Raw genomic sequence first — 15812 nt, 5'->3', positions numbered from 1 at the left:
GCCGTTGTTGCAGACTCGCAATCAGATCCAGACCAATGTATAGCTCATCAGCAACAAACAATTCACCGATATCAGGTTTAACCTGCATCACAGCAATATCAGTCACCATCAGTTTGGGAAACAGATCGAACCAGTAGAGTCCCGCTTCCCCGATCTGAATCGGATAGCCGGTTTTTTCACTGGCCCAGGCGGCAATTTCGTCTTTACGATCCGCTATTGCACTGGATAACCAGTAAGCCAGCCCCAGTGCCATCAGCATTACTACCACAATCAAGGCCGTAATATTGGTAATTTGTCTGCCAGCGATACGCAGGCTACGATGAAATAGCGGCATGGCTACATCAACACCACGTTAAATTGTTCACGACCATACTGAGGCTCACATTGAAACAGAATCGGCTTACCAATAAACTGTTCTAATTCCGCGACTTTAGTGGAATCTTCATCATTAAGTCGATCAATCACATCCTGAGAGGCCAGCACCAGAAACTGTTTGGACTCATACTGACGAGACTCACGCAGGATTTCACGAAAAATTTCATAGCAAACCGTTTCAACGTTTTTGGTATATCCACGTCCATCGCAACATGGACAGGGTTCACAGAGGATATGTCCAAGACTTTCACGGGTGCGTTTACGAGTCATTTCAACCAGCCCAAGCTCTGAAACAGCGCAGATATTATGTTTGGCGCGATCCAGCTGCATGGCTTTTTCCAGCGTCCGTAATACCTGATCGCGGTGGCTGATTTCTTCCATATCAATAAAATCAATAATGATAATGCCGCCCAGGTTACGAACCCGTAACTGCCGGGCTATGGCCTGTGCCGCCTCCAGATTGGTTTTAAAGATGGTTTCTTCGAGATTTTTATGGCCAACAAAACCGCCGGTGTTCACATCAACCGTGGTCATCGCTTCGGTTTGATCGAATATCACATAACCACCTGATTTCAAAGGCACCTTACGATCAAGCGCCTTCTGAATCTCATCTTCTACGCCAAATAAATCAAATAAAGGACGGTCGCCCCGATAATGCTCCAATCTGACGACACACTCAGGCATAAAGCTTTCTGCAAATTGCTGTGCCTCTCTGAAGGTTTCAGCAGCATCAATTCGAATACGTTCAATTTCCGGTGAAAAGAGGTCGCGCAGAGCTCTTAAGGTTAACGGTAAATCCTGGTACAGGGCTTCACCGCATTGAGTTGTTGCTACCCGCTGACGTAATTTTCCCCACAGGCGATGCAAAAATTCCAGATCGGTGCTTAACTCTGCATCGCTCACTCCTTCTGCTGCTGTTCGCAGAATATAACCACCCTGCTGTTCAGCCAACAGTTCGGATAAACAGTGTTTCAGTCGCTCCCGCTCTGCTTCCCCTTCAATTTTCAGGGATATACCAATGCCTTCTGCTTCTGGCATATAGACCAAATAGCGTGACGAGGCCGATAATTGCGTGGTTAAACGCGCCCCTTTACTGCCCATCGGATCTTTGATGACCTGCACTAACAGTTCATCACCTTCACGTAACAGGCTGGTAATCGGCGGAGTAATACGCGGCGCTTCTTTTAAATCACCAGATTGTCCCTTGGGGATCGAAATATCAGAAGCATGCAAAAACGCTGCACGCGATAAACCGATTTCGACAAAAGCGGCCTGCATACCAGGTAACACGCGACAGACTTTTCCTTTGTAAATATTACCAACCAGACCACGATGTTCATTACGTTCAATGAAGACTTCCTGCAATACCCCGTTTTCCACCACAGCTGCACGGGTTTCGCTTGGCGTAACATTAATCAGAATTTCACTGCTCATGAACACTATCTACCTGTTGTAAAAGCTGACGGGTTTCAAATAGAGGCAGCCCCATCACGCCGGAATAACTACCGTTGATATTTTCAATAAACATAGCAGCTAAGCCTTGAACAGCATATCCTCCTGCCTTATCTTTACCTTCGCCAGTGTCAACATACCACTCAATTTCAGCAGCGGTCAGCGTTTTAAAACGCACTTGACTCACCTGCAGACTTAACCATTTCTGCTGTTGCCAGACGATCGCTACAGCACTCATGACCTGATGCTCGATACCGGATAATTGCGATAAAAACTCTCTGGCCTGTTGCGGGCTTTCAGGCTTGCCAAGAATATCCTGTGAAGGCAATACCACAGCAGTATCTGCGCCAATTACCGGACGCCAGTCAGCTTGTAATGTTTGCCAGCCAGCACGCGCTTTTGCCAGGGCAATGCGTCTGACGTAAGCCGAAGGCAATTCTGCCGTTAAAACGGATTCATCAACAGCAACATTCAGTACTGAAAAATCGACCCCGATTTGTGTCAGGAGTTCTCTGCGGCGAGGCGAAGCAGATGCCAGATAAACTGCGGGAAAGTTCATGCGCGATGATAGGGATGATTTTGCAGAACCGTCCAGGCCCGATAGAGCTGCTCTGCAACCATGATACGTACTAAGGGATGAGGCAACGTCAAACTCGATAGTGACCAATGTTGATCGGCACGCTGTTGACATTCACGGGCCAGACCGTCAGGACCACCAATCAATAAACTGACATCACGCCCAGAGGCTTGCCAGTTTTTCAATTGATCTGCTAACTGTTCTGTCGACCAGTTACGACCGCCAACTTCCAGCGCAACAACGTGATCATTTTCAGGTAAGGCAGTCATTATCCGTTTGCCTTCTTCCTGCATCCATTGACCCACACTACCGGACTTACCTCGTTTTGCAGGTGCAATTTCCTGCAAAACAAGCTGGCATTCACGTGGCATTCGCCGGGAATATTCGTTATACCCCTCGGTTACCCACTGTGGCATCTTCTGGCCAACAGCGAGCAAATTCAGTTTCATTCACCATCAGCCGAAGCACTTTGCGTGACTTCAGCGACAGACCATAACTTTTCCAGATTGTAGATCGCTCTGGTTTGCGGGGTCATGATATGCGCGATCACATCGCCCAAATCAACCAATGCCCACTCACCAATGTCTTCCCCTTCCATCCCCAGTGGTTGTACACCGGCGGCTTTTGCCTGAGCTGACACCTCGTTAGCCAGAGCTTTTACCTGCCTGGTAGATTTACCGGTGGCGATTATCATCACATCGGTGACATCGGTCATACCGGTCACATCCAGCACGGTAATATCTTCCGCTTTAATATCTTCCAGTGCATCTATTACTAATAATTTCAGTTGTTCTGCCTTCATGGGCACTCCAATAAATAAATTTGTAGATTAAGTTTAACGTATGTCGACCTGTGCGTCTGTGGCTGATTCATTCAAGCCGCCTGTCTGCATTGCCGGAAACCATTGACTGGTTTTTCCGGCTACAAAATAGGCTGTCAGCCCAACCCACTCACGCCAGGCCGGCTCAAGTTTTTCCAATTGGTCAAACACAGCGAAATCTAATCGACGTGAATCCCCTGTCTGGCTCCGATAATCGACCGGATAGGGCAACACATTAATGCCTTGTTTTTTTGCAATACCGATTGATCGTGGCATGTGATAAGCCGAGGTAACCAACAGATACTGACCATGCCGTTGGGGTAATACCGTTTTTAACATCTGAAAATTTTCATACGTATTGCGTGACTGAGACTCAATAATCAGCCGCTTTTCATCAATCCCTACCATCGTCAGCAACTGATGACTCAGCTGCGCAGGTGTTGTGCCTGCATCAAAAAAAAGTAAATTATGACCACCGGTGAAAATAACCGGACTACCTGGATAACGTGCGGCTAAATAGGCCGCACCAAAGTAACGATCACTGGCTTGTCCTACCTGTGGCTGCTGCCAGCTGATCGTGCTTTTTATATCTTCACCACCACCCAGAACAATAATGCCATCGATATCATCGGGTAGCTGTAGTGGTTGGCTGATACGGGCTTCTAATGGATAGATTAACCAGTCGCCGACCGGTAATAACATCAGGCTTAAACTGAACAACATCGCTGGAAACAGAAATCGCAAAGCAATTCTTCGATAACCCAAAATCAGCAACAATGTGCCGAACACCAACAGTATATTCAGCAGCATTACCGGACTAAGCACGGCCCAAGCCAATTTAGAAATAACAAAGAATAACTGATCCATCAATTAATGCTGACATTTGAACGGTACAGACCTAATTGTTCAATCACCGCTATCACCGATTCAGGGAGCAGAAAGTTGACAGGATGACCGGCCACTAAATCTTTACGGATTTGCGTGGCAGAAATCGCCAGTGGTGTCACGGTCAGTGGCCAGATTTTGCCTGCCAGAAGTTGACGGTCTGCTGCTTGAGCCAGGTTGTGCACGTAGCAGTTTTGCAGTTCTCCCGGCAAATCCAGAGTTTCCTCCGGGCGTTGGACGACAACGATATGTGCCAGCGGCAAAATCTGCTGCCAACGGGACCAACTCGCTAAACCACGAAAAGCATCTGTTCCCAATATAAGAAACAATGGGGTATGCGGAAGCTCTTCACGCAAGCTAAGTAAAGTATCCACCGTGAATGAAGGGCCATCTCGTTGCAGTTCACGATCATCAACAATTAATTGCTCAACAGATTTGACTGCCAGTTCCAGCATTAAACGCCGGACTTCTGCACTGGCCATTGTCGCCTGCCGATGTGGCGGCACCGCACAGGGAATCAGACGCACATGATTCAGACTGAGCTGCTGGCAAACTTCCAAAGCCGAACGTAAATGTCCGAAATGTACCGGATCAAACGTACCGCCTAAAATACCAATCGCATCGGATTTATTTTCTGACTTGACCACTACCGAACACTATCCATTTTTGTGATGTCAAACCATTTAACCCTACTGGACCACGGGCATGCAATTTATCGGTGGAAATACCGATTTCTGCTCCGAGCCCATATTCAAATCCATCGGCAAATCGTGTTGAAGCATTGACCAGCACCGAGCTGGAATCAACTTCCTGCAGGAAACGTCGGGCGGTATCATAATTTTGCGTCACAATTGTCTCGGTATGCGCTGAACTATGCTGATAGATATGCAACATTGCGGCATCGACATCCTGCACAACCTTAATGGAAAGAATCGGTGCCAGATATTCAGTGTCCCAGTCTGCATCCATGGCTGAATTAATGTTTGGCAAAATACTCAAAGTCTCGTTACAACCACGTAATTCCACACCTTCTTTCATAAACCGTTCGGCCATTTCAGGTAAAAAGCGAGTGGCAACACCGGCATGAACCAATAACGTCTCCATCGCATTACAAACACCATAACGATGACATTTGGCGTTAAAGGCAATTTCTTCTGCCATGGCAAGGTCTGCTTCAACGTCAACATACACATGGCAAATCCCGTCCAGATGTTTGATAACAGGTACACGAGCATCGTTACTGATACGTTCAATCAGATTTTTGCCACCACGTGGCACGATAACATCCACATAAGCCGGCATTGTGATTAACTGGGCGACGGCCTCACGATCAGTGGTTTCCACTACCTGCACCGCGGTCACTGGCAAGCCGGCCTCTTGTAAGCCTTGATGAATGCAGACGGCAATGGCCTGATTCGAATGTATGGCTTCACTGCCACCACGCAAAATAGTGGCATTACCGGACTTTAGACATAACCCGGCAGCATCCGCAGTCACGTTAGGCCGTGATTCGTAAATAATGCCGATCACTCCAAGCGGCACACGCATTTGACCGAGTTGAATACCTGAAGGACGATAACGCATATCACTGATCTCACCAATCGGATCAGCCAGAGCAGCAATCTGCTCAAGTCCTTCTGCCATTGATTCGATTCGAACATCGGTCAATGTCAAGCGATCCAGCATAGCGGCATCCAGCCCTTTTGCCTTGCCCGCCACTAAATCTTGCTGATTGGCTGACTTCAGAGTCTCAGCCTGGCTACGAATGGCATTGGCCATCGCCAATAACGCAGCATTTTTACTGTTAGTTGTCGCACGGGCCAGGACCCGGCTGGCTTCACGAGCCTGTTGACCCAGTTTCTGCATATAGGCTGCAACGTCCACAGCACTCTCCTCTGCTAATAGTTCCGCTTTCATGTTTGCTGCAATTGCATTGACACGCCGGCAACTTGCAAACACAGGGTTGTCAGCATTCGCCAGGCATTATCATTACCGCCACCTTTTGCAGCTCTATCAATGGCTGCCATTTGCGGTAGAAATGCTCGCCATTTTGCCGAAGTGTGTCGACGTAATCCCGATTGAATCAGCGGTCTTGCCTTATCCCAGATCGGTGGTTTTTGGCTGGCAAAAACCTGTGCAGCTTGTGCGCCGTTTTCAATCTGATCCGCCATATCTATCATCCGATGTAACGACCAGGATACCGCCGAAAATACAGCTAATACATCATTCCCTTCTGCCTGCAACATCCTCAACATACGAGGAATTTTTGCAGCCTGACCAGCGTAGACAGCATCCATCAGGGAAAATGCTTCAAATCGAGCACTGTCGGCAACGCTTTCTATCAGCAACTGTTCATCGACCTGCCCATCCGGACTCAGTAAAACAAGTTTATCGATTTCCTGGGCAGCGGCGAATAAATTGCCCTCGGTCCTTTCAGCAAGCATCGTGGCGACTGAAGGGTTTGCCTGCAAACCTTTCTGGCGCATCCGCTGTTGAATCCAGCGAGGCAACATATCCAAACTGACCGGCCATACAGGTACACTGATTCCCGCCCGTTCAAGTGCCGTAAACCATTTGGCTTTTTGCTGTTGTGGCGATAACTTTCCAGTAATCAATAACAGAAAAGTGTCAGCCGCAGGTTGCTCGGCAAATTTTCTTAGAAACTCGCCGCCCTCTTTGCCCGGAGCGGCTGAAGGCAACCTGATTTCAACCAGCTTTTGCGAAGCAAACAAAGATAAACTGTCGTCAGCGAATCTGAGCTTTGACCAGTCAAACCGTGCATCAGCATGCCAGACCTGTCTCTCGGCAATACCCTGTGCTTTGGCCTGATGACGGATCTGATCCGCCGTTTCTTCCACCAACAATGCTTCATCACCAAAAACCACACTGATGACCGGTAACGTATTTTGTAATTGTGAGCTTAGCTGTTCTGCCTTTACTCGCATCAGTTTTTAATCCAGTGCGGCTAAACGGCGGAGAATCGCCTGACTGACCTGTTTGTCCATTTCTTCACGCAATAAACGCTCTTCTCCATCGCGCCCTAAAACCTGTTCCTGGTCAAACTGATAATCACGCCGGGCTTCTAAACTTTCATTGTCGATTAATTTATTCTGTTGCTTATCTGTCAACTGAAAGGTCACTTCTAAAATCAGTTCATATTCACTGACTTTGGCATTGCCCCCAACGGATAAAACACGTCGTTCATAGCGGTTTTTCAGGAAGCTTAATACTGCTGCGCCTTCACTGTAATCATCAATGACATTGATACCGTTACGTCTCAAAGTACGTTTAAGTTCCAAGCCTAAACCTTCACGCATACTAATGCCCTGAATGTGCATGGTCTGAATACTTTCCGGCAGGTCGGCTGCACCACGCAACTGAAAACCACAGGCGGCCACCATCGTACATAAGACAGCAATAACCAGTTTCTTCAACATCATTGTTTCCTTTGTTTATCAGCCGACAACGATATTGATCAGCCTGCCAGGCACCAGAATGACTTTTCGAATCGTTTTGCCATCAATATAACGCTGAACATTTTCATCTGCGAGGGCAAGGGGCTCGATATCAGCTTGCTGGGCATTTACATCAACCATTAATTTAGAACGTAGCTTACCATTGACCTGAATCATCAGCTCGATTTTGTCCTGCTTTAAAGCATCATTATCGACCTGGGGCCAGTCTGCATCAATTACCGCATTATCCTGACCCAGCAGGCTCCACAGTGCATGACAGATATGAGGCGTAATCGGGGCCAGCATCAATACGACAAGTTCCAGTACTTCCTGACGGACGGCACGCGCTTGTTCATTTTGCTCTGTAAATCGAGCTAATGCATTCATCAGTTCCATTATCGCCGCAATCGCGGTATTAAAAGTATGACGCCGCCCCAAATCATCTGACACTTTCGTCAGAGTTTGATGGGCCAGACGACGCAGATCTGTAGCGGCTTCTGATAAATCCGTTAACTTTTTATTTTTTACTACGCCAGCCTCTGCGTGTTCATGCACACTACGCCACAACCGCTTGAGAAAACGATTGGCACCTTCCACCGCATTATCAGACCACTCCAGGGACATTTCAGGTGGCGCAGCAAACATCATAAACAAGCGAGCGGTATCAGCACCATATTCATCAATCAGCGCTTGCGGATCGACTGTATTGCCTTTTGATTTGGACATTTTGGCGCCGTCTTTCAGCACCATGCCTTGAGTGAGCAGGTTTTTGAATGGCTCATCACCACTCACCAGTCCTTCATCACGCAATAATTTATGGAAAAAGCGCGCATAAAGTAAATGTAATACAGCATGCTCAATACCACCGATGTATTGATCAACCGGTAACCAGTAATCTGCACGCTGATCCAGCATTGCCTCATCATTATCCGCGCTGGTGAATCTTGCGTAATACCAGGAAGATTCAAAAAAGGTATCAAAAGTATCCGTTTCCCGACGTGCCGGCTTGCCACATTCGGGACAATCACACTGATAAAATTCCGGCATGGATTTGATGGGGGAACCTGAACCATCAACTACCACATCTTCCGGCAATAACACCGGTAAATCGGCTTCTGGTACAGGTACAGCACCACAGCTATCACAATAAATGACAGGAATAGGCGTGCCCCAATATCGTTGGCGGGAAACACCCCAATCACGCAGACGATAATTCACCTGACGCTCGCCTTTATTTTGCTTACTTAATTCATCAGCGATGGCATCAAAGGCTTCTGCTGAAGTTAAACTGGTGAATTGTGCCGATTGAATTAACCGTCCCTTTTCCGTGAAGGCAGCTTGCTGCAGATCGATACTGGTATCATCTAAAGGTGCAATGACCTGACGGATCGGTAAGCTGTATTTCTGCGCAAATTCGAAATCACGTTGATCATGTGCCGGTACCGACATAACCGCACCGGTTCCATAGCCCATTAACACAAAGTTAGCGACCCAGACCGGTATACGTTCACCACTGACTGGATGAATGACTGATAAGCCGGTCGCCATGCCTTTTTTCTCAGCTGTTTCCAATGCCGCTTCGGTGGTGTCAGTTTTCTTGCATTCTTCGATAAACTGCTGCAACTGCGCATTGGTTTCAGCCATGCGCAAGGCTAATGGATGTTCAGCCGCAATGGCCAGATAACTCACGCCCATCAGGGTATCAGGACGTGTGGTATACACCTCAATATCTTCTTCGCTATCCGCGACAGCAAAGGTGATTTTTAACCCTTCAGAGCGACCAATCCAGTTTGCCTGCATGGTTTTGACCTGCTCAGGCCAGCCAGACAACTGCTGCAAGTCGTCACGCAAATCTTCTGCATAATCCGTTATCTTCATAAACCACTGGGGAATTTCACGACGTTCTACTAACGCACCGGAACGCCAGCCACGTCCATCAATCACCTGTTCATTAGCCAAAACAGTTTGATCGACCGGATCCCAATTCACCGCTGCTGTTTTGTTGTAAACCAGACCTTTCTTGAATAACCGTACAAACAGCCATTGCTCCCAGCGGTAATAATCCGGTTTACAGGTGGCAATTTCACGATCCCAGTCATACGCCAGCCCCAGACGTTGCAGCTGAGCACGCATGTAGTCAATATTTTTATAAGTCCATTCTGCGGGTGGCACCTGGTGTTTCAACGCCGCATTTTCAGCGGGTAAACCGAATGCATCCCAGCCCATCGGTTGCAGCACATTTTTCCCCAGCATGCGCTGATAGCGGGAAATAACATCGCCAATGGTGTAATTACGAACATGCCCCATGTGCAATTGACCACTTGGATAGGGAAACATGGAAAGGCAATAGAATTTTTCTTTGCTCGTGTCTTCTGAAGCACGGAAAGTTTGATGCTGTTGCCACCACGTTTGGGCAGCAGCTTCGATCACATCTGGGCGATAATCAGCTTGCATGGGTTCTCTTTGTGAATATGGTGCAGAAAACGTGGAAGGATACCTCAGCGACAGAAATGCCGAAAGCACCGAATACTTGAAAGACCATCAGCGGAATGATTTCTGCAACCAGTGCTATAAAAACTAAAGTGCAGTTATGACACTGCACTATGATGTTCTGCTTAGATTCTGAATTCTTCGAGCTTACGCCCGCGATTTAATTCTTCAACCAACCATAATGGACGCTTACCAAAGCCTTTCCATGTTTTTTGCGGATCTTGAGGATGACGGTATTTATCAGCACTTTCAGCACGTGGCTTACGTGCGCCTGACAAACCTACTCGCATATTTTTAGCAACAGCTGTAAGCGCTTCTGCAGGGGTAACTTTTTTATCTTTTGCCAAAGCTCTTACGGCATCTGCAACAGCGACAACATCGCTGTCTTTACTATTGAGTTCCGCAACTTTTTTGGTTTTCAGTTTTTTAATCTGTTTTTTTGATTGACTAATCAATTTTTGTAATTCTTGTTCGGAGAGTTTTTCAAGTTGCAAAGCAGATAAAGTACTCATCACATTACCTTTAATTTAAAACATATAAAACAGAATAATATCAGTATTACTTACTTTGTCTATTTGAAAACTTTATTAATTCCCGACTGCCACTAAAACTTTATATTTTGCATAAAGTTGATCATGTGTTTCAACGTTATCAGGATCTTTCGGAATGCAATCAACCGGACAGACTTCAACACATTGCGGCGTATCAAAATGCCCTACACATTCTGTGCATAAGGCAGGATCGATTTCATAAATCTCCTCACCTTGCGAAATCGCGCCGTTAGGGCATTCAGGTTCGCATACATCACAGTTAATGCATTCGTCAGTAATAAACAGAGACATGATTTACTCCGATAACTCTTTAATTAAACGGTAATGAAACTGATAGATTTTAACTCGACTACTTTTTCACTGCCAGCTGCTTGTTTAACGCTTCCTGAACACAAGGGGCAACAAATTGTGAAACATCACCACCTAAAGCGGCAATTTGTCTGACCAGGCTGGAAGAAATAAAGGTAAATTGTTCAGCCGGCGCCAGAAATAAAGTTTCTACTTCACTTTGTAAACGACGATTCATTGCGGCAAGTTGTACTTCGTATTCAAAATCTGAGACGGCACGTAAACCACGAATGATTACCGAAGCATTTCGCTGCATTGCATAATTAACCAGTAAACCATCAAAACTGGTAATTTCCACATTCGGTAATTCATTTAACGTTTTTTTGGCTAATTCCAATCGTTGTTCTATTGAAAAAACCGGTTTTTTACCTGTATCTGCGGCGACGGCAACAATCACTTTTTCAAATAACCGACTGGCACGCTGTACCAAATCTATATGTCCATGTGTAATAGGATCAAAGGTACCGGGATAAATGGCGATAATTGACATGCCAAAACCTTATTTCATTGCGAATAAGCAATATTTTACATCACCGGCTTGTTTATCTTTAATTAAATGCCAATTATCTGGAAGCTGATTCACTTTTTGATGTTTATTAGATTCCAGATACACCAGACTATCTTTATGTAAAAGGTTTCTCTGAGATAATAAATCAGCCATTTCAGACCAGATATTCGCTTCAAATGGTGGATCCAGAAAAACAATATCGTAGGTCCCAGCTGATTGATTCAGAAACTGCTGAGCAGGCTGTCTGAATAACGCACACTGTTCAGCAGTTAACATTGCTTTATTGGTCTGCAACTGTTTATAGGCTTGCAGATCCAGCTCAATCATATCGACCTTGTCTGCACCTCTTGAGGCGGCCTCAAAACCTAATGCACCACTGCCACTGAACAAGTCGAGACAAACCGAGCCCGGTAAATGCGGTTGCAGCCAGTTAAACAAAGTTTCCCGAATACGATCTGAGGTTGGCCTCAGTCCTTCAACGGCGGGGAAAGACAAACGCCTCCCACGCCATTGACCTCCAATAATACGTACTGATTGACGTGTAGATTTATTCAGCTTCGCCACCTACCAGAATGGTGACCATCTTTTGTGGATGAATACGTTTTTTATAAGCGGCTTTAATCTGTTCAATCGTCACCGCATCCACTCTTTCATTAAAGGTGTCCAGATGATTCAGCGGCAAATTATAAAAACCGATCATCGCCAGATAATCGGCAATTTTACTGTTGCTGTCTAAACGCAAAGCAAAGCCACCGGTGATATTTTTTTGTGCAGCAATAAGCTGCTCTTCAGTTGGCCCCTGTTCAACGAAATCCACTAATGTCTGTTTCAATACTTCCAGCGCATGCTCAGCCTGATCATTGCGGGTTTGCAGACCAAACTGATAAGTCCCGGCCTCACGCATGGGCCGGAAGAAGCTGTAGGCACTGTATGATAAACCGCGTTTTTCACGAATTTCGTCGCTGATAATAGACACGAGTCCACCGCCACCCAGAATGTGATTACCTACATATAATGGAAAAAAATCCGCATCATCGCGGGTTAATCCTGGCTGTCCCATCAAAATCGTGGTCTGACTGGAAGGGTACGGTAGACGGACTTCCTGTGCTGTTTCCAGAGGGGAGACTTTAGGCAAAGCTGCTGCTTTTGTTCCAGCAGGCAGACTTGCAGAAATAGTTTCTGCTAAAGCTTTTGCCTGATTTTTATCAGCATCCCCCACAATGACCAATACCGCATTGCTGGCTACATAATATTGCTTATAAAACTGCTCCAAATCGGCAATGGTTATTTCATTTACCGAAGTTTCAGTTCCAATGGGCATGGCCGCATAAGGGTGGTCACCAAATAATTGCTGATAAAAAGCACGGTCGGCGATAGCTGAAGGTGACTGCTTTTCACTTTGCAAACTGGTTTTCACCTGATTGATTAATCTGGCAAATGACGCTTCGGGAAATGTCGGTTGACTGATGACTTCAACAAAGGTCTCAATCGCTGGTTCTAATGCATCGGGCTTGGATAATGTTCGCAGGCTCAATACCGCCATGTCCCGCTCAGATTCGGACTTGAATTCAGCACCTACATCATCAAACGCAGTGGCAATTGCATCGGTATCTTTATTCTGTGTGCCCTGGTTAAGCATGGAGCTCGTCAATAAGGCCACTCCGCCTTTCGGATCCCGGGCAGCACCTGCATCAAATACCAGACGAATATCCATCATCGGCAGCTGTTTCGCTTCCACAAAATAGACCTGCGTACCGTTAGCCGTTTGCCAATTTTCTATTTGTGGACTGGCAATCGCTGAACCAGCTAATAAGAGCCCCGCTATTGAGGCAATGAACTTAACGAGCATGTGGATCTCCCGAGGTAGGACGTGGTGTTGCATTGTCTGATGGCAGTGGAATTAATTCAGCAATGGTCAGACCGTCTTCAATAAAATATTTTTCTGCAACCTGCTGTACCTGTTCAGCGGTGATCTCACTGATTTTATCGGGATAACTATCAGCAAGCCGCCAGTCCAATCCGACAGTTTCCAGCATACCTAATTGCATGGCTTGATAAAATACGCTGTCGAGCTGGTAAACAGAGCTGGCGATCACCTGCGTTTTGACCCGTTGCAATTCCGCCTCGGTGACCGGCTCAGTTTTGACTTTATCCAGTTGTGCAAACACCGCCTGTTTAACCTCTTCAATCGTTTTTCCCTGTGCAGGCGTTGCCGCAATAGTGAAAATATCATCCAATCGGGAAAACGCGCTGTTATAGGCACTGACACCTGCAGCAACCTGTTGCCCACGAATCAGCTCGCGAGAGAAACGACTGCTGGCGCCACCATCCAGAATGCCCGCCAGCACGTCTAATGCATAAGGCTCCCAGTCCTCAATGGCTGTGGTGACAACAGGCACTTTCCAGCCCATCATCAGATAAGGTAATTCGGCAGGTGCTTTCAATTCCAAAGTCCGCTTACCGCGTTGGGGAATTTCAACCTGAGGTTTTACCGTCGCTAACACTTCAGGTTGCAATGGGCCGAAATATTGTTTAGCCAATTGGTAAACCGCTTCTGGCTCAACATCCCCAACGACCACAACCGTAGCGTTATTAGGGGCGTACCACATTTGATACCACTCGCGCAGATCCTCTGGATCGTAATGATTGATATCGTTCATCCAGCCAATCACCGGGTGATGATATGGACTGTTCATAAAAGCCATCGCATTCATGGCTTCACGTAACAACGAACGAGGATTGTCATCGGTACGCATGCGGCGCTCTTCGGCCACCACCTCCTTCTCCTTTAACAACTCAGCATCATCGATAATCAGTTTGCGCATTCTTTCAGCTTCAAGGCGGAAACTGATTTCCAGTCGCTCTTTTTCCAAAGTCTGAAAATAGGCGGTGTAGTCACGTCCGGTAAAGGCATTTTGTGAGCCACCATTTTCAGCAATAATGCGTGAAAACTCGTTTGGGCCCAGATTCTCCGTACCCTTGAACATCATGTGTTCAAGAATATGCGAAATACCGGTAATGCCATTGTGTTCGTAACTTGAACCCACTTTGTACCAGACCTGAGAGACCACGACAGGCGCTCTGTTATCCGGTTTGACCAGTAACTTGAGTCCATTGTCCAGCTGATATTCACTGACTTGTGCAAAGCCAATAACAGGCACTACCAGCAGCGCCCAAACAAGTTTTTTTAAGTTGTGCATCTGCATCTCACAATTGATGACATGATAAGATTATTAATCGAACACTAACGACAAACCGAGAATATGTTTAGTTTCCTCAGAAAAAAAGCCAAACCCAGCGAAAACAATAGCGAACCTGCAAAGCTCACTGATCAGCAGTCAGCCGCACATGATGCGGAAATTAGCGCAGATACTCAAGTTGCCGACATTTCAGATAAACCAAGTTTTTTTGGTCGTCTTAAACAGGGACTGAGTCGCAGCAGCTCAAAACTGACTGAGGGTTTTGCTGATCTGGTGCTGGGGAGAAAAACCATTGACGACGATCTGCTTGAAGAATTGGAAACCCAGTTATTAAGTGCTGATTTGGGTATAGAAGCCACGCAGACAATCATTAATGACTTAACGCAACGCGTAGCCCGCAAACAGTTAAATGATCCTGAGGCCTTGTTTGCCGCCATGCATGCGGATATGGTCGAAATCCTCAAACCGGTATCCAAACCACTCCAGATTCCACCCTCATCAAGTCCATTTGTCATTTTAATGGTGGGTATTAATGGTGTCGGAAAAACGACTACTATTGGCAAACTGGCCAAACAATTCCAGTTACAGGGCAAAAAAGTAATGTTAGCGGCAGGTGACACCTTTAGGGCTGCAGCGGTGGAACAGTTACAGGTATGGGGCGAACGCAATCAGATCCCGGTAATTGCCCAGCAAAATGGTGCCGATTCGGCCTCGGTCATTTTTGACGCATTGCAAGCTGCTAAAGCACGACAAATGGATATTTTAATTGCCGATACGGCAGGCCGTTTACACACCCAATCCAATTTAATGGAAGAACTTAAAAAAGTAAAAAGAGTGATGGCCAAACTGGATACCAATGCCCCGCATGAAATCATGCTGGTGCTGGATGCCGGTACTGGGCAGAATGCCCTGTCACAAGCTGAACAGTTTAATCAGGCGATTGGCTTAACCGGTATTACACTGACGAAACTTGATGGTACGGCAAAAGGCGGGATCATTTTTGCGATTGCCAAGAAAATCGGTCTGCCCATCCGCTATATCGGTGTCGGTGAACAGATTGATGATTTAAGAAGCTTTGAAGCAATAGATTTTGTTGATGCCTTACTGGGTCGTGAAACCACACCATGATACGTTTTGAACAGGTTTATAAA

Annotated in this window: 18 protein-coding genes; 1 reads left to right on the top strand and 17 read right to left on the bottom strand. The window is 46.4% G+C overall.

All coding sequences use genetic code 11. The features are described from left to right. The 17 genes from B3O33_RS10220 to B3O33_RS10140 all read right to left on the bottom strand — a co-directional run. A partial coding sequence (locus B3O33_RS10220; RefSeq protein WP_292363535.1) for a hypothetical protein occupies positions 1-334 on the bottom strand: 334 nt, incomplete at its 3' end. Between the two features lie 2 nt (positions 335-336). Beyond that, the gene (gene rng, locus B3O33_RS10215) at positions 337-1809 is read right to left on the bottom strand and encodes a ribonuclease G (protein WP_292361651.1); all 1473 of its coding nucleotides are present in this window, start codon (positions 1807-1809) and stop codon (positions 337-339) included. Further along, on the bottom strand, positions 1799-2386 hold the full coding sequence (locus tag B3O33_RS10210) for a Maf family protein (RefSeq protein ID WP_292361650.1): 588 nt from the start codon (positions 2384-2386) through the stop codon (positions 1799-1801). Before B3O33_RS10210 ends, rng begins: the two co-directional genes overlap by 11 nt. Beyond that, on the bottom strand, positions 2383-2853 hold the full coding sequence (gene rlmH / locus B3O33_RS10205) for a 23S rRNA (pseudouridine(1915)-N(3))-methyltransferase RlmH (protein ID WP_292361649.1): 471 nt from the start codon (positions 2851-2853) through the stop codon (positions 2383-2385). The genes B3O33_RS10210 and rlmH overlap by 4 nt, the downstream gene beginning before the upstream one ends. Beyond that, complete coding sequence (gene rsfS, locus B3O33_RS10200) at positions 2850-3206, bottom strand: ribosome silencing factor (RefSeq protein ID WP_292361648.1); 357 nt, start codon at positions 3204-3206, stop codon at positions 2850-2852. The genes rlmH and rsfS overlap by 4 nt, the downstream gene beginning before the upstream one ends. A gap of 33 nt (positions 3207-3239) precedes the next feature. After that, positions 3240-4091, bottom strand: a complete 852-nt coding sequence (locus B3O33_RS10195) for a YdcF family protein (RefSeq protein ID WP_292361647.1) — start codon at positions 4089-4091, stop codon at positions 3240-3242. Then, entirely contained in the window at positions 4091-4756 is a 666-nt protein-coding gene (nadD, locus tag B3O33_RS10190) for a nicotinate-nucleotide adenylyltransferase (RefSeq protein WP_292361646.1), read from the bottom strand. The genes B3O33_RS10195 and nadD overlap by 1 nt, the downstream gene beginning before the upstream one ends. Further along, the gene (locus B3O33_RS10185) at positions 4737-6026 is read right to left on the bottom strand and encodes a glutamate-5-semialdehyde dehydrogenase (RefSeq protein WP_414673288.1); all 1290 of its coding nucleotides are present in this window, start codon (positions 6024-6026) and stop codon (positions 4737-4739) included. Before B3O33_RS10185 ends, nadD begins: the two co-directional genes overlap by 20 nt. Continuing rightward, positions 6023-7054: a DNA polymerase III subunit delta gene (gene holA / locus B3O33_RS10180; protein WP_292361645.1), complete on the bottom strand. Its 1032-nt coding sequence runs from the start codon at positions 7052-7054 to the stop codon at positions 6023-6025. The genes B3O33_RS10185 and holA overlap by 4 nt, the downstream gene beginning before the upstream one ends. Before the next feature lie 6 nt (positions 7055-7060). Beyond that, the gene (gene lptE, locus B3O33_RS10175) at positions 7061-7546 is read right to left on the bottom strand and encodes an LPS assembly lipoprotein LptE (protein ID WP_292361644.1); all 486 of its coding nucleotides are present in this window, start codon (positions 7544-7546) and stop codon (positions 7061-7063) included. Positions 7547-7564: 18 nt separating this feature from the next. Next, on the bottom strand, positions 7565-10018 hold the full coding sequence (leuS, locus tag B3O33_RS10170) for a leucine--tRNA ligase (RefSeq protein ID WP_292361643.1): 2454 nt from the start codon (positions 10016-10018) through the stop codon (positions 7565-7567). Positions 10019-10179: 161 nt separating this feature from the next. Next, entirely contained in the window at positions 10180-10566 is a 387-nt protein-coding gene (locus B3O33_RS10165; RefSeq protein WP_292363534.1) for an H-NS family nucleoid-associated regulatory protein, read from the bottom strand. Positions 10567-10641: 75 nt separating this feature from the next. Further along, a complete protein-coding gene (locus tag B3O33_RS10160) occupies positions 10642-10896 on the bottom strand; it encodes a YfhL family 4Fe-4S dicluster ferredoxin (RefSeq protein WP_292361641.1) in 255 nt (84 codons plus the stop codon). Positions 10897-10954: 58 nt separating this feature from the next. After that, positions 10955-11443 (bottom strand): pantetheine-phosphate adenylyltransferase, encoded by a 489-nt coding sequence (gene coaD, locus B3O33_RS10155; protein WP_292361640.1) that lies wholly within the window; start codon positions 11441-11443, stop codon positions 10955-10957. A gap of 9 nt (positions 11444-11452) precedes the next feature. Beyond that, a complete protein-coding gene (gene rsmD / locus B3O33_RS10150; protein ID WP_292361639.1) occupies positions 11453-12025 on the bottom strand; it encodes a 16S rRNA (guanine(966)-N(2))-methyltransferase RsmD in 573 nt (190 codons plus the stop codon). Beyond that, complete coding sequence (locus B3O33_RS10145; RefSeq protein ID WP_292361638.1) at positions 12009-13310, bottom strand: M16 family metallopeptidase; 1302 nt, start codon at positions 13308-13310, stop codon at positions 12009-12011. Before B3O33_RS10145 ends, rsmD begins: the two co-directional genes overlap by 17 nt. After that, entirely contained in the window at positions 13300-14661 is a 1362-nt protein-coding gene (locus B3O33_RS10140; RefSeq protein WP_292361637.1) for a M16 family metallopeptidase, read from the bottom strand. Before B3O33_RS10140 ends, B3O33_RS10145 begins: the two co-directional genes overlap by 11 nt. Before the next feature lie 63 nt (positions 14662-14724). On the opposite strand from B3O33_RS10140, the gene ftsY reads away from it, so the two are divergent. Further along, a complete protein-coding gene (gene ftsY, locus B3O33_RS10135) occupies positions 14725-15789 on the top strand; it encodes a signal recognition particle-docking protein FtsY (protein WP_292361636.1) in 1065 nt (354 codons plus the stop codon). Positions 15790-15812: the final 23 nt, after the last annotated feature.

This window comes from Methylophaga sp. UBA1464 (genome assembly GCF_002325665.1).
Lineage (GTDB): Bacteria > Pseudomonadota > Gammaproteobacteria > Nitrosococcales > Methylophagaceae > Methylophaga.
The sequence above is the reverse complement of the archived record's forward strand: the minus strand, read 5'-3'. Positions and strand labels throughout refer to the sequence as shown.